This window comes from Companilactobacillus bobalius, from assembly GCF_009764355.1.
In genome coordinates this window covers 107,781-128,950 of record NZ_LNUA01000011.1, presented here as the reverse complement: position 1 = coordinate 128,950, position 21,170 = coordinate 107,781, and the positions used below count along the sequence as shown (strand labels likewise).

18 protein-coding genes, 2 tRNA genes, 1 pseudogene and 1 riboswitch are annotated in these 21,170 nt (G+C 36.2%); of the genes and pseudogenes, 6 read left to right on the top strand and 15 right to left on the bottom strand.

The window, feature by feature from the left end:
* Positions 1–67: 67 nt before the first annotated feature.
* Positions 68–1,887, top strand: a pseudogene (locus tag ATN92_RS02455) (FAD-binding protein).
* Positions 1,888–2,325: 438 nt separating this feature from the next.
* Here the strand turns inward: ATN92_RS02455 and ATN92_RS02450 are convergent.
* The 4 genes from ATN92_RS02450 to ATN92_RS02435 all read right to left on the bottom strand — a co-directional run bounded on the left by ATN92_RS02450 (position 2,326) and on the right by ATN92_RS02435 (position 5,842).
* Positions 2,326–2,398 (bottom strand) — tRNA-Thr (locus ATN92_RS02450).
* A 94-nt stretch (positions 2,399–2,492) separates the two neighbouring features.
* Positions 2,493–2,565: transfer RNA gene (locus tag ATN92_RS02445), tRNA-Asn, on the bottom strand.
* Between the two features lie 64 nt (positions 2,566–2,629).
* Complete coding sequence (serS, locus tag ATN92_RS02440; RefSeq protein ID WP_056953595.1) at positions 2,630–3,919, bottom strand: serine--tRNA ligase; 1,290 nt, start codon at positions 3,917–3,919, stop codon at positions 2,630–2,632.
* A gap of 474 nt (positions 3,920–4,393) precedes the next feature.
* A complete protein-coding gene (locus ATN92_RS02435) occupies positions 4,394–5,842 on the bottom strand; it encodes an amino acid permease (protein ID WP_056953593.1) in 1,449 nt (482 codons plus the stop codon).
* Positions 5,843–5,924: 82 nt separating this feature from the next.
* A riboswitch (Lysine riboswitch) is annotated at positions 5,925–6,127 on the bottom strand.
* Between the two features lie 100 nt (positions 6,128–6,227).
* Between ATN92_RS02435 and ATN92_RS02430 the strand changes: the two genes are divergently transcribed.
* Positions 6,228–7,742, top strand: coding sequence for a helix-turn-helix domain-containing protein (locus ATN92_RS02430; RefSeq protein WP_056953591.1), 1,515 nt, complete (start codon positions 6,228–6,230; stop codon positions 7,740–7,742).
* Between the two features lie 37 nt (positions 7,743–7,779).
* Here ATN92_RS02430 and ATN92_RS02425 read toward each other — a convergent pair whose 3' ends face one another.
* The 3 genes from ATN92_RS02425 to ATN92_RS18685 all read right to left on the bottom strand — a co-directional run bounded on the left by ATN92_RS02425 (position 7,780) and on the right by ATN92_RS18685 (position 8,788).
* Positions 7,780–7,932 (bottom strand): hypothetical protein, encoded by a 153-nt coding sequence (locus tag ATN92_RS02425; RefSeq protein ID WP_156638767.1) that lies wholly within the window; start codon positions 7,930–7,932, stop codon positions 7,780–7,782.
* Positions 7,933–8,018: 86 nt separating this feature from the next.
* Entirely contained in the window at positions 8,019–8,591 is a 573-nt protein-coding gene (locus tag ATN92_RS18690; RefSeq protein ID WP_234032522.1) for an RNA-guided endonuclease TnpB family protein, read from the bottom strand.
* Positions 8,592–8,623: 32 nt separating this feature from the next.
* The gene (locus ATN92_RS18685; RefSeq protein WP_234032517.1) at positions 8,624–8,788 is read right to left on the bottom strand and encodes a hypothetical protein; all 165 of its coding nucleotides are present in this window, start codon (positions 8,786–8,788) and stop codon (positions 8,624–8,626) included.
* 69 nt (positions 8,789–8,857) lie between these two features.
* Here ATN92_RS18685 and ATN92_RS02415 point away from each other — a divergent pair, with 69 nt between their 5' ends.
* Positions 8,858–9,151: a transposase gene (locus tag ATN92_RS02415; protein ID WP_143444178.1), complete on the top strand. Its 294-nt coding sequence runs from the start codon at positions 8,858–8,860 to the stop codon at positions 9,149–9,151.
* Between the two features lie 139 nt (positions 9,152–9,290).
* Here ATN92_RS02415 and ATN92_RS02410 read toward each other — a convergent pair whose 3' ends face one another.
* The 7 genes from ATN92_RS02410 to ATN92_RS02380 form a co-directional block, all read right to left on the bottom strand.
* A complete protein-coding gene (locus ATN92_RS02410; protein ID WP_056953587.1) occupies positions 9,291–11,531 on the bottom strand; it encodes an L-type lectin family protein in 2,241 nt (746 codons plus the stop codon).
* A gap of 121 nt (positions 11,532–11,652) precedes the next feature.
* Positions 11,653–12,765: a DUF916 domain-containing protein gene (locus ATN92_RS02405; RefSeq protein ID WP_087721267.1), complete on the bottom strand. Its 1,113-nt coding sequence runs from the start codon at positions 12,763–12,765 to the stop codon at positions 11,653–11,655.
* A gap of 4 nt (positions 12,766–12,769) precedes the next feature.
* Positions 12,770–13,762: a WxL protein peptidoglycan domain-containing protein gene (locus ATN92_RS02400; RefSeq protein WP_056953584.1), complete on the bottom strand. Its 993-nt coding sequence runs from the start codon at positions 13,760–13,762 to the stop codon at positions 12,770–12,772.
* 96 nt (positions 13,763–13,858) lie between these two features.
* Positions 13,859–14,950: a DUF3324 domain-containing protein gene (locus ATN92_RS02395; protein ID WP_056953582.1), complete on the bottom strand. Its 1,092-nt coding sequence runs from the start codon at positions 14,948–14,950 to the stop codon at positions 13,859–13,861.
* A gap of 112 nt (positions 14,951–15,062) precedes the next feature.
* Positions 15,063–15,893, bottom strand: coding sequence for a WxL domain-containing protein (locus ATN92_RS02390; RefSeq protein WP_056953579.1), 831 nt, complete (start codon positions 15,891–15,893; stop codon positions 15,063–15,065).
* 124 nt (positions 15,894–16,017) lie between these two features.
* Positions 16,018–16,485: an LPXTG cell wall anchor domain-containing protein gene (locus ATN92_RS02385; RefSeq protein ID WP_056953577.1), complete on the bottom strand. Its 468-nt coding sequence runs from the start codon at positions 16,483–16,485 to the stop codon at positions 16,018–16,020.
* A 112-nt stretch (positions 16,486–16,597) separates the two neighbouring features.
* Positions 16,598–17,110, bottom strand: a complete 513-nt coding sequence (locus ATN92_RS02380) for a GNAT family N-acetyltransferase (RefSeq protein ID WP_056953575.1) — start codon at positions 17,108–17,110, stop codon at positions 16,598–16,600.
* A 94-nt stretch (positions 17,111–17,204) separates the two neighbouring features.
* Here ATN92_RS02380 and tpx point away from each other — a divergent pair, with 94 nt between their 5' ends.
* Positions 17,205–17,699, top strand: coding sequence for a thiol peroxidase (gene tpx / locus ATN92_RS02375; protein WP_056953573.1), 495 nt, complete (start codon positions 17,205–17,207; stop codon positions 17,697–17,699).
* A gap of 125 nt (positions 17,700–17,824) precedes the next feature.
* On the opposite strand, the gene ATN92_RS02370 is transcribed toward tpx, so the two are convergent.
* On the bottom strand, positions 17,825–18,586 hold the full coding sequence (locus ATN92_RS02370; protein WP_056953572.1) for a flavodoxin family protein: 762 nt from the start codon (positions 18,584–18,586) through the stop codon (positions 17,825–17,827).
* Between the two features lie 111 nt (positions 18,587–18,697).
* Here ATN92_RS02370 and ATN92_RS02365 point away from each other — a divergent pair, with 111 nt between their 5' ends.
* Together ATN92_RS02365 and ATN92_RS02360 are read left to right on the top strand one after the other, a co-directional pair.
* Complete coding sequence (locus ATN92_RS02365) at positions 18,698–19,339, top strand: SDR family oxidoreductase (protein ID WP_056953570.1); 642 nt, start codon at positions 18,698–18,700, stop codon at positions 19,337–19,339.
* A 231-nt stretch (positions 19,340–19,570) separates the two neighbouring features.
* Positions 19,571–20,911 (top strand): NCS2 family permease, encoded by a 1,341-nt coding sequence (locus ATN92_RS02360; protein WP_025085615.1) that lies wholly within the window; start codon positions 19,571–19,573, stop codon positions 20,909–20,911.
* The last annotated feature ends 259 nt before the right edge of the window (positions 20,912–21,170 follow it).

Genomic DNA, 21,170 nt, shown 5'->3' with positions numbered 1-21,170 from the left:
AACGTTCACAATGTCACAATTTAGAGTTATATTAACCATAACACCTTACGGAAATGGAGTGAATGATATGTTTGAGGATTCAAAACTAAATTGGAATGCTACTTATGATGTAATCGTCTTAGGCTTTGGTGGTGCTGGTGCTACTGCTGCAAGATTTGCGGCCGACAACAATGCTAAGGTCTTAATTACTGATTCAGCTCCCGAGGGTCATGAAGGTGGCAATACTCGCTACGCCGGACAAGTTATTTCTTCAGGTGACAACCTTGATGATTTGAGAAAATATTATCAAGATTTGGCCTACCCATTGGCTTATGATCAAGATTTAATGGAAACTTTCATTCAGGGATTGTACAAAATTCCTGATTATCTAGAAAAATATTTGGGTGTAAAACCTTTTGTTATGGGTCAACATCCAGAATCACCTGTTTCCAAAGCTTTATACTTTATGGCTCACGAATATCCCGAATTTAGAGGTCAAGCTACCCATGAACTAGTTGCTGTCCATGAAGGTGTGGCCGATTCAGCTTTATGGAAGAATTTACGTCAACAAGTTCTCGACCGTGCTGATAAAATTGATGTCCTTTATCAAACACCTGCAAAGCACTTAATTCAAAATCCAGAAACTAAGGCAATTGTCGGAGTTCAAATTGAACGTGACGGTAAATTATTAAACGTTAAAGCCAATAATGGTGTTGTAATGGCAACTGGTGGTTTTGAAAACAATCCTAAAATGATTGAAAACTACTTAGGCGAAACTAGCTTGAATCCCATTGGTTCTCTCTACAACAAAGGTATTGGCGTCAAAATGGCTAGCGAGGTCGGTGCTCAACTTTACAACATGAACAATTATGAATCATACGGTATCTTCCATGGGTTGACACCTAAACCTGCCAAAGGCCAACGTTCACAATTTTTGCCATTTGACTGGCCCGCTTTCCATCAAGGCAGCTTGATTGTTGTCGGTGACGATGGAACTCGTTACTTCGATGAAAATGAAATCCACAGACACGGTCACATTCAAGACCACGGCAACTGGAGAATCCCTCTAGCTCAACGTCATCCCTACGTCGTCTTTGATCAAAAGAAGTACGATGAATTATCTAACGATAAAAATGCTCCTTACCCAGAATTTTTGAAAGCTGTCGTTAAAGCTGACAATCTTGAAAGTTTGGCCAAAGTTTTGGATGTCGATGTTGATAAGTTGCAAAAAACTATTACAGACTTCAATTACTTTGCCGAACAAAAACGTGACTATGCTTTCAATCGTGATCCTGAAACCTTGACTGCTTTTGACGATGGTCCTTATTATGCTCTAGCAATGGTGCAAGGTCTATTGAATACTCAAGGTGGTCCAGTTCACAACTCTCATGCCGAAGTGGTCGACAACGATGATCAAGTAATCCCTCATCTTTATGCTGCCGGTGAATTAGGTAGTTTGATGGGACGTCAATACAACGGTGGTAGCATTTAGCCGAGAATTTAATCTTTGGTAAGATTGCTGGTGAAAATGCTGCTAGTGTAAAATCTGAAGCTACTACCACAAATGTTGATGCTCAAACTTCAGCCAGCATCCATGAAGAAGGACTCGGTTCCGATATTGCCGAAGAACATTTCGAAACAAATGATAATCAATATATCGGTAAATCAACTGCCGGTATGGGTAACGAAATCGTTGTCCGTGTCACAGTTGATGACGACAAAAATATTCAAGATATCGAAGTTTTGAAACAAAGTGAATCCGACGACTACGGTTTGAAAGCTGTTGAAGAACTTCCAAAAGAAATCGTCGCTAAGAATTCTGTCGATGTCGATACCGTTTCTGGTGCTTCAGCTTCAAGTAAAGCCATTAAAGAAGCCGTTCAAAATGCTTTAAATAAAGTTGAATAAAAAAAGCCAACAATATAGATTTAATTGTCGACTTCAATTTCATGAGCTAACCTCTTCAGGTTAGCTTTTTTGTTTATTTTTTATCAAAAAAATGGAGAAACACGTCTGTGTTTCCCCTGGGAGGTATTTCTCAATTCATTATCTAATACAGTCATTATATAATTAATGCGAGTAAATTTATATAGCTTAGGGAAATTTATAACATTTTTTTGATATTCTTTGATTTGTAAAATAATCTTCTTTGAAAAGGCATACATATGAATTGTTAAAAATTTGCACGACAAATTTAAAATCGAAAAAGTTATCAGCCGTGCAAACTTTCGTGCAAAGTCATTTGATTTTCTCTGACATTCTTGGATTTTTACAAATAAAAAAAAGCCTTGAATGCTGATCTAACAGTATTCAAAGGCTCTTCTTTTTTAACTGACATTCTTATTATGCCGTGTGCAGGAGTCGAACCTGTGACCGCCGGTTTACGATACCGATGCTCTACCAACTGAGCTAACACGGCAAGAAAAAGAAATCCTATAAAAAAAATACATCTAATTCAAATGAACTAGATGTATTTCTATTGAAGACACCTAGGATTTCCTAAGTATTTATAACTCCGGATGTCAGACTCGAACTGACGACACCCTGATTAACAGTCAGATGCTCTACCAACTGAGCTAATCCGGAATAATTCAATAGCTCTTTAACAGAACTATTAAATCTTATCAATCTATTGGGATTGAGTCAATACTTATTTGGCATTTTCTTTAGTAATTTTTGTAATTCCACCCATGTATGGTACCAATACGTCAGGAATTGTAACTGATCCATCTTCATTTTGGTAATTTTCAAGGATAGCAGCTACGGTACGACCTGCAGCAAGTCCTGAACCATTCAAAGTATGTGCCAACTTTGTCTTACCATTTTCGTCACGGTAACGGATATGAGCACGACGAGCTTGGAAGTCAAGACAGTTTGAACAACTTGAAACTTCACGATACTTGTCTTGAGCAGGCATCCAAACTTCAAGATCGTATGTCTTAGCTGAACTGAAACTGGCATCCCCACTTGAAAGTACGATAACGTGATATGGTAGTCCTAATTGTTTCAAAATATTTTCAGCATTAGCTGTCAATTTTTCTAGTTCATTGTATGATTCTTCTGGTTTTGTAACCTTAACCATTTCAACTTTATTGAATTGGTGCATACGGATCAAACCACGAGTATCACGACCAGCACTACCTGCTTCTGAACGGAAACAAGGTGTTAGAGCTGTAACGTACTTAGGTAAGTCTTTTTCATTCAAAATCTTACCGGCAAAGTAGTTTGTCAAAGGTACTTCAGCTGTAGGAATCAAAGTTAGTGGGTTTTCATCAACCATAACTGTATAAACGTCTTCAGTAAACTTAGGGAATTGACTTGTACCAAACATGGCATCGTTGTTTACCAAGTATGGAGGGATAACTTCTGTATAGCCTTCCTTTTGGTGTTGATCCAACATAAAGTTGTAAACAGCACGTTCAAGTCTAGCACCCATGCCAATGTAGTAAACAAAACGTGAACCAGCAACTTTAGTAGCTTGTTCAAAGTCTAAGATTCCTAGTTCTTCACCGATATCCCAGTGATGACGAGGTTTGAAACCTTCCTTAGGAATAGCACCGACTTTACGGATTTCAACGTTAGTACTTTCATCAGGTCCAACAGGAACTGAATCATCAGGAATATTAGGTAGACGAACTAAGATATAGTTCATTTTTCCTTCTGTTTCTTCAAGCTCAGCATCCAAGTCCTTAATGTCTGAACCAACTTGCTTCATAGCAGCAATTTCGTCACTGGCATCTTCTTTATTACGTTTCTTAGTAGCGATACCTTGAGAAACAGTGTTTCTCTTTTCTTTAAGGGTTTCACTCTTAACTAATAATTCACGACGTTTGCTGTCATAGCCAAGCAATTCATCAATTTCATCACTAGTTACTCCACGTGATGCTAACTTGTTCTTGATCCATTCTGGATCTTTTCTAATCAATTTGATATCTAACATTGAGATTCTCCTTTTTGATTTTTGGCTTGAGAGAGTTTGTACTCTTTTTTGGTTTGGGGTGAAATTTTTTTTGATAACCATTGTTCTATTTTTTATAGTGGAAACGAGCTTCGCAGGGACAACTCCTTCCGGTTAAGTCAACTTATCTCTGCCGGCGCTTCGCTACCGACTGAGATAAGTAGTCTTAATCCTCGGGAGCTGAACGCCCCTGCTCCGCTCTCTACAAAAAAAGGCCGATTCATCCCAATAAAGGGACGAATCGACCATTCGCGGTACCACCCAGTTTCAGTGTACGCAAATACACTGCACTTTCAGACTTTATCGGATCAACCCGAACGGCATTACCCGTTGCCAGAATGCTGGAATAAAAGCCTTTGCGATTTTCACCAACCATCGCTTCTCTGAAAGGTTTATGAGTAGGCACTCTCTTAGCGTTATATTCATTTCTAATAATAATTTAAACTAACTTAAATATCAATAGCGGTTGTGTTTTTGTTCATGTTTTACATCGATATCTTCTAGTTTCAAAAACTTAGTCTTATATCTAATCTTGTAGTAAAGCCAACATACGAACAAAATAATCAATCCACTATAACTAATCAATAATCTTCCGATATTGAAATCTACCATTGATCTTACGTCTTGTCCTAAGATAATAATAATTCCTAAAACAATGGCTAAAATTGGTCCAAATGGGAACCACTTTGCTTTATAACGAAGATCATCTAGATCATAGCCTTTATACAAGTATGCTTTTCTGAAACGGTAATGTGAAAAGGCTATTCCTAACCATGCAATGAATCCGGTTAGTCCTGATGCGGCAACTAACAATTCATAGAATGAATCACCATACAAACTTGTAAACAAGGCGATGGCTCCAACTAAAGCTGTTAATAATAGTGAAAATACGGGAACGCCTCGACCATTGGTTCTTTGGAAAGCCTTTGGTGCCATGCCTTGTTTACTCATTGACCAGAGCATACGGCTGGCAGCATATAATCCTGAATTAGCAGCAGAAATAACTGATGTTAAAATAACGGCATTCATTACTCCAGCAGCTAGTGGAATACCAACTTTTTTGAAGACAATAGTAAATGGACTGATAGCAATATCGCCAGCTCCTGATCCTAATAAGTTAGGACTTGTATAAGGAATCAAGGCACCGATAACGGCGATTGACAATATGTAGAATAACAAGATTCTCCAGAAGACTTGCTTGATAGCCTTAGGTATACTCTTCTCGGGTGTAGCAGATTCACCTGCGGTAATTCCGATCAACTCGGTACCCTGGAACGAAAAACCAGCTACAACGAATACACTCAGAATTGCCGGTATTCCACCAACAAATGGTGCTTTCTTGTAAGTGTAGTTAGTTAAACCAACAAAATTTTGATTGCCTAGAATACCTAAAATACTCAAGATACCAACAATCAAGAAGATGATTACAGCAATAACTTTAATTGATGATAACCAATATTCAGTTTCACCAAATGATCCAACTGAAATAAAATTAATTACTAGTAAAACAATCATAAAAGTTAAACTTATTTTCCATGATGTCCAACTTGGGAACCAATACTTAACAACCAATGAAATAGTTGATAAGTCTACCGCTAAGGTAATAGCCCAGTTAAACCAATAATTCCAACCTAAAGCAAAGCCAAAGGCTGGATCGATAAATTTAGTTGCGTAAGTTGCAAAGGAACCGGAGACCGGCATATAAGTTGCCATTTCTCCCAAACTTGTCATCAAGAAATAGACCATGATACCGATAGCCGCATAAGCTATCAGAGCTCCTCCAGGTCCTGCGGTTGAGATTGAAGAACCACTGGCAACAAATAATCCAGTTCCAATCGAACCTCCTAACGCAATCATTGATAGATGACGAGTCTTTAACGACCGACTCACATCATTATTTTCCATCTTTCATTCCCCTTTTATTTGGACATAAAAAAAGTCCCTATTATCAGAGGAACTACTGACAATAAGGATTATAATTATCCCAATAATCAATAGCTCAACGTTTTTCAAAAAATAAGAAACTCATTCTCTGAACGTACGACAGTCTACCACCTATTAAGTAATAGCCCAATCAACTTTATCAAGTAGGGATAAAATGATTTCGGCAACTTTTCCTTTAATGTTTTTTCAAGGTACCCTATCGTACTCCAAAACACGACTAATAAAAATTGCGCCTCTATCTGATTACAAAATATTATAAATAAATGTTAAGATAGTAGCAAGTAGTGTTTCTTATATTTATTAATCTTTTTAAATTAACAATTTAACATTGCCGGGGGAAACAAACATGTTGGAGCAAATTTTCTTAGTTAAGCAAGACGTAGAGAAATATCGAATGCTAACTGTTATTAAGTCGCTACCTCCTCGTGAAGTAAACTTGAGTAATATTAGTAGTAGATTACAATTTACGTACCAAAAAACATATAACATTTTCCAAGCACTGCTAGAAGATTTTGCCGATGTCGCCCCTGATATCGATCCTAGTGACACTAAGATTGAGTCAATCGACTTTAGTAAAATTTTCATTGATACTTACCGCCTATACTTAGTTAAGAACTCGGTAGTTTTTCAGGCCTTTAATTATGGCCTGACCAGTGCTAATCCATCATTTGAGAGTTTCAGTAACGAACACTTTACTAGTAAATCAACTCTCAATCGTCGAATGTCCAAATTCAGAGCCTTCCTTAAAAACTTTGGACTTAAAATTTCCAATTCAACCCTTGAGATCAAGGGTAATGAGAAAAATATCCGATGGATGGCTTATTATGTCTATTGGTATACTTACCATGCTCAAGAATGGCCATTTAGCCTTATTCAAGAGAACTCAATCGATCAAATTATTGCCAAAGCGGGAATAACTTTTGACAATCCAATCGTACATTTTCAACTGAAGTATTTCTTGGCAATCTCCAGAATTCGTTTGATCAAACGAAATTATATTGAAGATTTGCCATATTACAACGTTGTCTTCGATAATCAACAACTAGGTGAAGAGATTTTAACTCACGATGATTATCCAATTGTGCCACTAGATGCCTTACATAATGAAAATAAGCTGATCAATCTCTTTAGAAAGACAGCCTTTCAACCTAGTGACACCGCCTTTGAACAACCAATCAATACTAATGCTCGTATTAATCCGAAGTTCTACGCGCTCGTTTATCACTTTATAGATTTTCTTAAAGAGCATTATCACGATGATATGACTGTTTATCATAATCAAAAGACTTTGAAGCACATCATGACTTATGTCACCCGTGATATTGTTTTCTATTACATCATGGCGCCATATTCCTTGATGCATCTCGATACAATGTACGCTGAGGGTAATGAACAATCATATACTGACTTGTACAAAGACGTTTATACCTTCTTCTCAAATGTTGATCAAAATGAATTTCCGGGCATTTATAATGCGGCTGAATTAATTTCAAAAGATTTATATCAAATCTTGCCAAGTTATATTTCAACAATTCGTGAAGAAGATTTCATCCGTGTTAAAGTCTTAATTGACCCAGGTAATCAGGCCGCTGAGGTTGCTTTAAGAACAGTTCGTAATCTCGAATTCGTTGAAGTAGTTCCAAGTAACGTTTACGATGATGTCGACGTCTTAATCACTTCATTGGATGTCTTACCATTGGATATCGAGAAAAAGAAGTATCCAGGAAATCTTAAAGTCATTCCCTGGGATATTTCCTCCACTAGGCCAGACTATATCTGGTTATTGATTCAATTGAATCAAATCTACGTCAAAAAACTTAAAAATAAAATCACCACAAATAAAAAGAAAAAAGTTTTGTAAAGAAATAGACGAACTCATAACGAGTCCGTCTATTTTTTTACAATGAATTAATTGCTGTCCAATTTAAAGTACCAGTATATTGACCAGCCTCATTTTCTTTACTAGTATCATTCTCCAATAATAGACCTGAATTATTTGTCCAATCATCAGAAATATCATCAACTGTCTTCGTTTGAAAATGTTTTTTCATAATCAAGCCGCCTTCACTGTGAACTACGTCGGTACTAAAATACCGAGCTTCTAGGAACATTCCATACTTGCCAACTAGTATTTCAACTAGTCAGTAGAGGTTACTAAGGCTTGTTCCAAGCCAATATTTAATATGTTTTTACTTGCATTGACATCTCTATCATGGTGAATACTACAATTTGGACAATCCCATTCTCGAATGTTTAATCCGTGTTTACCATCGTCATAACCACAGTTAGAACAAATTTGACTAGTTTTGAATGGATTAACTATCAAAAGTTTTTTACCATACCATTCACACTTGTATTCAAGCATTAGTCTTAATGCACTCCATGATTGGTTGGCAATAACACGTGATAATTTATGATTCTTAAGAAGATTTTTGGTTTTCAAATCTTCAATTACAATCATGTCATTATTTTCAACTAATTCACGAGTTATCTTATGAAGATAGTCTTTCCTTTGATTAGCTATTTTTTCACTGTATTTAGCTACCATGAGCTTAGCCTTTATATAATTACTGTACTGTTCTAAAGTTTTTGGGTCACTCAATCCAAATTTTTTCTTGTATTGAATGTCCCTCAAAGCCTGAGTACGTCTTCTAGCTAATCGTTTTTCCCAATGGTGTTTCTTTTTAGCTAATTTTTTATCAAACCGTATAGCCTTATATTTTCTACCGTTTGAACAAATGACTAGATCAGAAACACCATATCAATTCCAACTGATTTATTAGTCTTAGGTAATTGCTCTGGTTCTTCATCAACCGTTAAAACAGCATAATACTTGCTAGTAGATGACTTACGAATCGTAACGTACTTGATGATACTAGGAATTGATTTCTTGTTCTTATATTTCATTACTCCAAGTTTAGGAAGTTTTATATAAGAGTTATCAATGATCTCAACGTTGTTATTTACGAACTTAGATTGATAACTTTGTTTGGGAAACTTCTTGCTCTTGAAACGAGGAAACTTACGCTTTTTACTAAAGAAACCCCTATATGCCTCAAACAAATCTTTATTAGTGGCCTGAAGACTGGTGCTTTCAGCTTTCTTTTACCGGATAAAACACCAACAAATACCGTAAAAAATCTAAAAAGAATATCGGTTAGAGAACGGCTCAAGAAATACCCGGAAACAAAATCACAATTATGGAGTGGCCATCTTTGGTCTTCAAACTATTTTATGAGCACATTAGGAAATGCATCTAAAAAATTGTAATAGAATGTGTTAATTAACAATTAAAAAATATAATAATGGTCGTCCAAAATATTGAAAAAACTCGGTAATAAATTACCGAGTTTTTTCAATTGACGACCTTTATAAAAGCTTTTATTTCATAAAATGAATCATTTTTAACCTAAATTGAGTTATTCAAAGTCCAACTAATTGTTCCTGTATATTTTCCACTAGAAACTAGATCACCATCTGAATGCAACAAGATTCCAGTATTTTTCGACCAGCCCTTAGTCACATCAAAGGTACCCGTCTCCGACTTTTCAATTTCTGAATTACTAATAAGTGTTGGTGAATTCAAATCAGCTACCTCACCTTGGGCATCCCGATAAAACATTTCACCATCAAAAGTCTCACTATCGTCGTTCACTAAAGAAGTACCACTGGCTGACAGAGACCACGATGAATCCTGAGCAATCACATTGACCTGCCAATCGTCATTTCGACGTACATCTCCAGAATAATATGATTGGATATTAGCAAATGAAAAGTTACCATCACCTAAATCAAGTTTCAACGATTGCGCATCAACTGTCACCGTAAAGGTCTTCGTCTCTGATTTATTATTGTAGTGATCATTGGCTGAAATTGTTATCGTGTGTGTACCTGGGCCTAGAATCTCTTGTTCAGGTAAGTCAGTTCCGGCGTCAGAACTACCATAAAACGGAAGTGAAAAATCAATCTTCTTATTGTCATCAGTAGCCGTGACTGCCATTTGACTCAAATTTTTACCATCAACTGTCACATTTAAAAGAGCTCCCTCACTTTCAAAGGCACTACCATCAGCATAAGTAAGTGAACCCTTCAAATTGGTACTAGTAATAGTTGAAATCTCAGTTGATGACAAACTAGCATCCAAATTTAGAGTTTTGATTTTAGGATTACGGATAACAAAATCAGTTGCCATTGCATCACCAATATAAGTATCACTGGCAAAATGAACATGACTAGATGCTACCTTCGTATTGTCAGCAACCGTTGTTGGCGTGGTACCAGTTAAAGTAAGCGTAGCCTGATTATTAGTCGTATTCAACACGTTCGTAACCAAACTGATTGTGTGGGTCAAAACACCAGTCTTATTAGCTGTGTCAATTTCTGAATTAGAAATATTCTCCGTATTGCCATTAGCAAATTTAATTGAAGCACCATAATTTAAAGTAACGTTTTTGGGCACATCAATTGTCGTTTTGATTTTACCAACATCTTCTTGTCCACCATTGTATTTCAAATCGTACTGTAACTTCAGATTATCGCCAGCATTGATTTCTTTATAATTAGAAGTCAATTCGCGATCATTTTGAGTAGAGTCGAAGATTTTAGCATCAACTGAAACATCAGCCAATGAAGATAATTGTTCATAAATCAACTGAGATTCACTTGCTCCCGTATTACCAGCACCAACAAAACCCCAAGTAACCTTTTTATCACTGCCTAAATTAAATTTACTCAAGTCGATTTCGACCGTTTTATCTGCCTCGATTGGATTTGTAGCAGAATCTACTCCAGTATTAGTGTTAGGTGTACCATCAATATTTTTATCATTGAATTTATAAGTAATATTGGCCGTCTTACCATCATTATTCGGATTATATAGAATCGAAACATGATGCCAACCGCTATTTGTACCAATCGTCCGATAAATTGGTGACTGATGAATCAATGAATAAGCCCCATTACTCAGTGGTGAATAAGATTGCTCATCATCAGGATATCCCGAAGCAATGTGAACCTTGTCACTGACTAATTGAGTACTATCCAAACTCGAATCTTTGTCAAAAGCATCATTCACGTTCCCACTGACGTTAGGATAATTATCAAATTCTAGTGCCCAACTATTTTGAATAGCGTTCGCCAAATGGGATGTATTCTGATCCGCTGCCCAAACACCTAATGTTTCCATTGGTGCCGTCGCATTGCCATTCAAAGTCGACAAAGCATTAGTGCCATTAGGATCGTTTTGCATAACGAATGCTAATCCACCACCACTAGCAGTGTCTACAGGAGTTTTTATCCAAAATGAAAAATAAGCATTCTTAGTGACATCCATCTTATTCTTCTCATTTGACCATAAAATCCCATTATTATTTTTACTACTCCAAAAAGTCATGTAAACCGTATTACTCAAAGTATTATTAACAACAGCGGCTGCATTCGTTCCACCATTGATCAAACTGGATGGTTTAGTAAAAATACCATCTTTTGCTGGTCTACCTATGATAGAACCATTCGGTGTATATCCCAAGACATCATCATTACTTAGCCCAGTTGGCGTATCATCAGCTTTAACTGTCGTTGCACTAAAAAGAACAATCATAATACTGGCAAAAAATAATAGAACATTCTGCCAAAGATTTTTAGTCTTCAAATTAACGCCCTCCTTCAGCCTACTCATCAAGCTTATTATATTCTCAATAAAATAATATCTCCACCTTAATTAAAAGAATAAAAAAATACCTCAAGCATTATTTGCTTGAGGTATCGGTAGCTTATTTCTTATGACGAGATGATCTTGTATTACCAGATCTAGTAGTCTTATTAGGATCATTCTTTGGTTTTCCACCAAATCTCAATCCACTACGACCTTTAGGTCCTTTACCGTTCTTATTACGTTGTGAATAGTACAAGTACATCCAAACAACAATTACGATTAAAACAATAATTCCAATGATGATACCAATCCACTGCTTATTATTACTTTCCTGCTTAGGATTGATGGCATCTTTAACACTATCGACTTCTTTTTGTTGAACCGATATATTTTTATCAAATGATTGAGAAAATCCAGAATCATTTTTCAAAGTAATATGTGCTTTATAAGTTCCCGATGTCAACTTACTAATCGGAATAAAGTAATTGAATTGTGAATTAGGCGCAATTTGCAAATTGTCAGCGTTGTACTTAATCGTCTTACCATTATGTTTGATGTGAGCAGTCAATTTAACTTTATTAATGTTAATCGGAGCTGTGTTATCTAACATATAAGAAATACCAGTTGAACCCGCCACAGCCCTTGGAGCAGCTGAAGTTAAATGCATACTAGGCATTACTCCATCGTCTTTTGAACGTAGAACAACACCCTTAACGTAACGCACTTGATTCTTGATATTGATATTTTTTGACTTAGTAGGACTGACTGACGCTGTGGTCGTGACTCCACCAAGAATAATTCCGGCGTATTCTGAATCTGGAGATTTAACTTTGAATTCAACCGTCTTATTCTCACCAGTATCCAACTTAACAACTTGTTTCCTTGAACCATCAACTAATGAAGTCAATGAAGGAAGCTTAGACTTATACAATTTAGTATTGTATTTATCATAGCCAATCACACCTGAGTCAGCTGTATAAGCATTGTTAACCTCAGCAGTAACTGTAATTGGTTTCGTACCAGTATTCGCAATTAAAACTTTTAAAGTTTGTTCCTTCTTAGGAGTTACCTTCAAATCAAAATATGATTCATTCTTGTCAATTTGATTGTCAGGTAAAATTGCTTGAATAGCATAAGATTTGTCTGGTGCTGCCTTCACCGTTGTTGCTGGTAAAAAGGCAATTAATAACATCAACAATGTTGAGAAAAATAATATTATTCGTTTTTTCATATTTTTAACTCCTACCTGAATACCAAATGGCCCAGAAAATAAGGAAAATCAATGATACTAAGACACAGACAATCAAAATATAAGTTGTGGTCTTGTTATAGATCAAGCCTTTACAACGTTTGTTGATATCATTCGCCTGATCTTGCGTAATTTTATATGTCTTATGGAAAGTCCAAGTAGCTTTTCCACTTCGGGCCGCACCCTTAACAACATATTCACCCGCTTGAATTGGTGTCTGATTCTGATCAAAATCAACCGGAATAGCTGAATTAGGTGCAACTTTATTATACGTCGTATCGGCAACCATTTCCTTAGGTCCCAAATTGAAACGATCCAACCAACTCTTACGTTTTACAGTCATATGAACGATAACATTCTTCATCTGACCAGGTTCTTTATTTTGCAAATTGATAATAATATGCGGTTTTCGACTAATTACGTCCAAAGCCAAATTATGTAAACTGATAATACCACCAACAGCTTTATTGTTGCCCGTTATCCAGACTGCAACATTGGCATTACCTTTGGCACCATCCCTAGCTGCATCATAGATGTTAAATCCACCCATAACTAATCCTTCTATCTTATCAGATGGCAATTTAATTTTAAAAGTCACATCTTTAGTCTTATTCGGCTCCAAAACTAAGGTCTGTGGCTTGGTCATATCGGCAAAAGCATATTTCAAACCATACTGACCTGCACGAACCTTGTCTGTATAGACGATTTTACCATCCATGGAAGTTGTTGCATTTGTTGGTACAATTCTCAAACGTAGTTTATTAATACTGAAATTACCAATAGAAATCTTAACTGTACGTGTAGCATTCGGTTTGCCAACAATATCAAACCTATCAGTAACATCACTATTAGCATCCTCAATTAAGGGAGTCACTGTAACATTACTAATATCGGCCTTCACGACAGTGTTGTTAAACGTTATAAAGCCTATAAAGGCAAAGAATACCATTGATAGAAAATAGATTATTTTTTTATTCATTGTTCTGCCCCTGATAATTACTTCACCTCTAATAATACTAAAAAAGCCGTTCCAAGTCTTGGAACAGCTCAATATTTAATTATTTATCAAAGAATATTAACGACGACGACGTCTTGTAGGTTGATTGCCATCTCCACCGTTGTTGTTCTTGTTATTGTTTCTCTTACCTAAGTAAATACCTAATCCTAGGATAATTGCCAAAGCAAGAATGCCTAATAGGATGTACAACCATAGATAATTAGGCTTGATACCAGCTAATTTATTATACTTAGCAGCATCGTTATTTGTGATTGCAAAGTCTTTATTTAAAACCCAACTCTTCAAACCACCATCTGTTTTATAAGTTAACTTCAAATGATAATTACCCGATTGAAGAGTTTTTTTACCCCACGGAATACTCAAATCATAATTAGTAGTTGAAGCAATATCTTGTGAACTATAATTCTGAGTTATCTTAAAGCTTTTATCACCTTTTTTAGTGACAACAGCCTTAGCAGAAAGTGTACCTGCATATGAATTAGTAGAGTTATGAACATTGGCTAAAACGCCTTGTTTTCTACCCTTAAATGTCTGTACCAAACCAGGTTTTACCGTTCTAACTGAATACTTAGGTTGTACTTTAGGTTGGCCAGTTTGATGAATTTGCACAGGTATAGAATAACTAAACTTATTTTTAATCAAAGTACCATTATCTGAGACGCTTCCTTTAGCCTTCTCTTTATATGGAGCAATTGTTACACCACCCATTAAAGTACCTGCAAATTTTTTCTTAGGAACAGTCACGTTTAAAGTAATTGTGGCTGTTGTATTGCCTGGAACTTTAAATATTGATTTTTTTGGAGATAACGCGTCTTTAGTTTGAATTTTAAGAGATGGATCTTTTACATTCGTATCATCATACGATAAAGTACCATTATTATTAGTATAGGCAGTTGCTGCATAATAAATAAAATTACGTGTATCACTGGCCTTATTAACAACCATCAATTTCAATTGTGCAGTTTGACCAGGTTTACCCGTTACCATATACGATCCATTATCAATATTTACGACATCATTACTTTCGCCACCTGGTTTAATCGTATAGTCACCAGAGGTTGCGGCCCTAACATTAGTAGCACCGAATAATCCTGTTATCATAGTAAAAATAAATGAAATTAGAAACAAGAATCTAACTTTTGGTTTCAAAACTTGAACCTCCCTTTTTAAAATCAATGCATAAGTCGTTTATATTATAAAATAAAAACCACTACTATTGTAGTAGTGGTTAACATTTTAACATTTATATTTTAAATACTCACTATGCTGTAACAGTAGATTTTGTCTTCAATGTCCATGTAATTGTAGCATTGTATGATTGAACACCATCTTTGCCACTTGTTGCTGGAGTATCTGTAGCTAAGTTCAAGTATGTGTTCTTGTCAGTTGGTGTAAATGAAGCATTGATAGGACCATCTGTATATGTACCCTTATCCAAGTCAATCATAGTTGAAGCTTCTGGAGCTGTTGAATCAGCACTTCCGGCTTTATTAGCTGCACCGGCAATATTGATACCTGTAGTATATCTAGGACCATCGGCTGAAACATCGCCACCCTTATCATTCTTCAATTGTGTCTTTTGTAGATTCAAAACAAATGGTTGACCTGTCTTGTCATCACTACCGGCAAAGAAGTTTGTAATAGCAGCATCAACTGTGAATCCAGGTGCGTCAGTACGTGAATCAGTTACTGTTAATACACCTTTATCTTGACTATCTGTAGCACTGTCATCACGATTGTTGCTATCCAAAGCAACTGTTGTGCCAATGGCAGCATTACCAAATCCAAAATCAGGAACAGAATCTAATGTCAAAAGACCTGATTGAACTTTAACATTAGCATTTGATTGAGCTGATGCTTCACCAACAGCTGTAGTCTTTCCATCTGTAGTTTCATCATATGCAATTGCTAATTTACTATCACTGCCACCAAGTGGTCCAACATCTGTACCAGCTTTGTATGAAACAGTTCCATCAGCAGCTGTAGCACCTGAAGATGTAGCAGCTTGTGCTGTGATTGTTGGTGCAATTGCTCCTAAAACGATTCCTGCTGTTGCTAATGATCCTGCTAAAACACTCTTAGATAATTTCATGATATATCCTCCCTGATATAGAAAATTATTTTTTGTTTTTGTCTTTCTTGATTACAATTAGATAATACCAAATTTTACGAACCGTACATCTCATAATTTGTAAAAGATATTTATCAGAATTGAATCAATTTGTTACCTTTGAAACGTGTAAAGATTGGAAGCTTTTCCGGAACTTCAATCCATAAAAAGCGAATAGACCAATCAAAATAGTAAAGCCTAAAATGACTAATCCGGTATCATGCGCATCCCCGGTTTGTGGGTATGTTGACATGTTGTTGACGTTGACTGACGGTGTATAGTCAGTATCTTTAGCTTGTGTTTGGCTACCGGTACTTGTTCCAGTATTATCACCAACTAAGACGTTAGCATTAGTTGCTGCACCGCCTGCGCCTGAAGTACTACTATCAGACGTCTTAGCGAGTACCGCAACTGGTGCTGCAGCGTCATTCCCTGCCGTGCTGTCAGATTCAGCAATAACTTTGTTAATACTGAATCCACCAACCACACCTAACAAAATAACGGCAATTGCGAAGAAACCGACTATTCGCTTTTTGACTGTGAGACTTTTTCTAGTTCTCGTTCTTTTTTTCATATAAAAACCTCTCATCAAAAGTCAGTCTATTTTCTCCTTACAAGAAGTATAGTACCATCCGTATACCATTTGCTTACTCCGAAATAATTAAGAATTTCTTACAAAAAGTGAACTATTCCTTCAGAAGATAATATCTGACTATATTGCTATGTGTTGCGAATGGAAGCGCTTGGTCGGCACTGTAGATATATTTGAACCCTAATTTTTCTAAAATCTTCTGAGGAACTTGATTTTTTTCTTCAGTGGACGCCCAAATCTCTTTCAAGTGCAACTGTTTAAATCCATAATCAATCACTAACTGCATTGCTTCTGTCGCAAATCCCTTTTGTCGATACTTTTGATCGATAACAAAGCCGATTTCTCGTGTCAAAACAAGGTCTGCGGACTCTCCACGATGATTGATCTCGATAATTCCTACCATTGTATTATTTTCTACTTCAGCAATGACATTAGCATCATCTCTTTTGCAATACATTTCAAACAACTGGTGAACATAATTGGAATCCGTGCTATATTCCAATCCCGCTAGTTCATGATTAGTCTTATCACCGACTAACGCTAGAAACTGAGGAAAGTCAGTTTCCGTAAAATTTCTTATCTTAATATCTTTTCCTACTATTAACATGGCATCACCTCAATTTGCAATCTAATTTCTAGGTTTTTATTTTGCCCTAACTTATAATGAGTCTAGCATCAAAAAAGAAAGGGTGAATATTCGTATGAATTTGGAATTTAAAGGACAAACTGTTGCCACAATTGGTCAACCACTATCTGTTGGAGATAAGTTCCCCGACTTTACCGTATTAAATAAGAACAATCAAGAAATCAAACTCAGTGATCTATTAAACAAACCATTATTGATCAGTGTCGTTCCTAACATCAATACTAGTGTCTGCAGTATTCAAACTAAACATTTCAATGAAGAAGTCGATGGTCACTCGGCTATCAACTTCGTTACCATTTCTACTAACACTGTTGAGGAACAAACCCACTGGTGTGCAGCTGAAAATGTGAAGAACATGCAAATGTTAGCTGATGTCAACCGCGACTTCGGTAAGAAATCCAATCTTTGGATCAAGGACTTGGACATTTTGGCACGTTCAGTCTGGGTAGTTGACCCTAACGGCGAAATCACTTATTCTGAGGTAGTTCCAGTACAAACTGACGAACCAAGTTATGATAAGGTACTGGATCAGATTGACCAAATGAATTAGATTCATCGAACCATTCAGCATTTGTAAAAATTCCTATACAAATGTAAAGAACCATTCCTGATAATAATACATTTCAATAAGAAATCTCGACCAATTTACAATAAATTGTCCGAGATTTTTTTAGTTTAACGACGGCGATGTTTGACAAACGTTACAAAGTGCAAGATACAAGCCAGTAAGACAAAGAAAATAATAGTAAAACTAGTATAATTCAACCAGAAATTGTTACCGATCCATCCTGAGAGTGGTAATTGAATCCCCATTGTTATTAGTGCCATCACGGCAATCATAAAGAATAGCTGTATATATCTTTTCACGGTTGAATCATCCTTTCTCTTTCTGACAGAAATCTTTTTAGCATACTTTTGACACAGTTTCTTCTTATTATATGGAATGGTTTTCATGCCAAAGGTATTCGGCAAAACTATTTCCCCTACTTTAATTACTCCAGCAGCGGACATTACTCGATCAATCGTCTTAAATGAATCGTCAGTCACACCAGTAACAAAGTTTTCTAATATAGAAACGTAACAAGACGAAATACTCAAGTAGTGCTTATTCTTGAATGGACCTGGTATCGTGTCGCCATTTTGTTTGAAATAGACAAACTTAGGTCGCATGCAGTCGAAAAAATTCTTTAAAACTCCTGACAATTCTCGCCAATAAGTAGGTGCAGCAAAGATCCAGACGTCACTGTCCATTAATTTCTGCGCCAATTCATCCAAAACAGGATTGTCCTCATGATATTTGTGAGGCGTAATATCATAATTCTCTAAGAAGATTGTTTCTGTTTCGATTCCACTATCAACATTTTTCAACACTTCATCCAACATTTGGGCATTGAGACCATGTTCTTGATGGGAGGCCAAAATTCCTAATATTTTCATACGCTATTTCCCCTTTGTATATAAGTCTAATATACTCAAATATAAGATTCAAAACACTAGCATTATTAAAAAAATGTTGCTACAGTATGTTTAACTAAGGAGGTTTTGAGTATGAAAGTTCTTATTATTGGTGCCCATGGCAAAATCGGACACCTACTGATTGGTGAATTACAATCAAGAAACATCGAATTTGTTGCTGGATTGCGTAGTCAAGAACAAATCAAGGCCTACAACGAAAACAATATCGAAACTCAATTTATCGATCTAACAGCTTCTCTAGACGATATTAAGAATTCAATTGAAGAGTCTGGTGCTGACATTATCGTCTTCTCTGCCGGTGCTGGTGGTGCTAGCGATGCTCTAACAATTGAAATTGATCTCGATGGTGCTATCAAAACAATGATGGTTGCCGAAGCAATTGGAATCAAACGTTATATTATGGTTAGTTCTGTCTTTAGTGACAATCGAAATAAGTGGGACGCAAGTGGTATCAGACCTTACATGACTGCTAAACATTACGCTGATGATCATCTGCGTGGCACTAGTCTCGATTACACAATTATTCATCCCGGAACACTAACTAATGAAGATGGTACTGGTAAGATCAAATTATTGGGACCTAATGAAAATGACACAATTCCTCGAGTTGACGTTGCTAAAGCTTTAGCATTGATTATTCAGAATTCGTCAACAATCGGTAAAGAGTACACCTTTGCCAGTGGTGATCAACCTGAAGAAGATATATTTAGTTAATATCGAAAATAACAGTCAGTGACTCAATTTGAGTTGTTGACTGTTTTGCTTTTTAAATATAATTCGTTATTTAATTATTTAATGTATAACTTTTAGATAACAATTATAATTATATAGATATAAATACGAACAATTATCCAAATTGTAGCTTGAATTAATCGTATTTTACTTGCTATTTTCCATAATTTTTGTAATACTTTCTAAGTAGTAAAAAACTTAGGGGGTTATATCATGGAATCATCAACAGATTCAAATCGTAGCTTCATTGAAAAATTATTCCATCTCCAAGAAGCTCAAACTACTGTTAGACGTGAAATTCTAGCTGGTTTGACGACTTTCGTATCAATGGCCTACATCCTCTTTGTCAATCCGCAAGTTTTAGGGGTCGCGGGTATGAACAAAGGTGCTGTCTTTACAGCTACTGCTCTTTCAGCAATCTTGGGTTCTATTTTAATGGCATTATTAGCTAATTATCCAATTGCAATAGCTCCAGGTTTAGGCGATAATGCCTTCTTCACTTACTCAGTTGTACTAGCCATGGGAATTCCTTGGCAAACGGCAATGGCTGGTGTCTTCATGTCCAGCGTTCTCTTCCTCTTGATTTCCGTACTTAAATTACGTGAACTGGTCATCGACTCAATTCCACATGATTTAAAATTGGCTATGGCGTCTGGTATCGGACTCTTTATCGCCTTTGTTGGATTACAGGGTGGTGGTCTAGTTGTTGGTAGTAAATCAACCCTTGTTGCTATGGGTTCACTGACAGTTCCTACAACTTGGTTAACTATCTTTGGACTAGTTGTAACTGGCTTACTAATGGCTAAAAAAGTTCCTGGTTCAATCTTCATCGGTATGGTGCTAACTACTATTTTAGGATTAGTAACTAAATTGATTCCTTTGCCAAAACAAGTTATCTCTACTATTCCAAGTATGAAACCAACTTTTGGTGTCAGTATCGCTCATTTACCTGATCTATCAGATCCAAAACTTTGGGCAGTTGTCCTAGTCTTCCTACTTGTAGCTTTCTTTGATACTGCTGGTACTTTGATTGGTTTAGCTGAACAAGCTGGCTTCATGAAGAACAACAAGATGCCTAGAATTGGACGTGCTTTGATGGCTGATTCTATTTCAATGCTAGGTGGTGCTGTTATGGGTACTACTCCAACTGCCGCTTACGTTGAATCTTCTGCCGGTATCGCTGTCGGTGGTCGTACAGGACTAACATCCCTCGTTGTCAGCATCATGTTTGCCATTGCCATGTTCTTCTCACCACTATTGACTGTTGTAACTTCAAACGTTACCGCACCAGTATTGATCATTGTTGGTATTTTAATGGCTCAATCAATGAGACAAATTAACTGGAACAAATTCGAAATTGCTATGCCAGCCTTTCTTACTATTGTAGGAATGCCTTTGACATACAACATCTCTTATGGATTTGCTTTCGGAATCCTCTTCTACCCATTAACAATGTGGGCTGCAGGTCGAGGCAAGGAAGTTACACCTATTATGTACATCCTCTTCTTCGTCTTCGTTGTTCTACTTTACTTTATTAATATTTTGCCAGGTTAAAAACGAATCTGGTACGAAAAAGAGACTCTAATTACAATTAGGGTCTCTTTTTTTGTCTCGAATTTTTAATATGATTTATTCCCTCAATTATTAGATATTATCTTTAACCAGAAACAACCAGTCTTTATTAAATCAATGTCATAACATGTCATTAGTTTAATAAAATTCAAATTATTATAATTTATATCTTATATATAGCACATTTTATATTTTGATATTATAATAATCGTGAAAGCTTACGGATAATGTATTTTTAAGG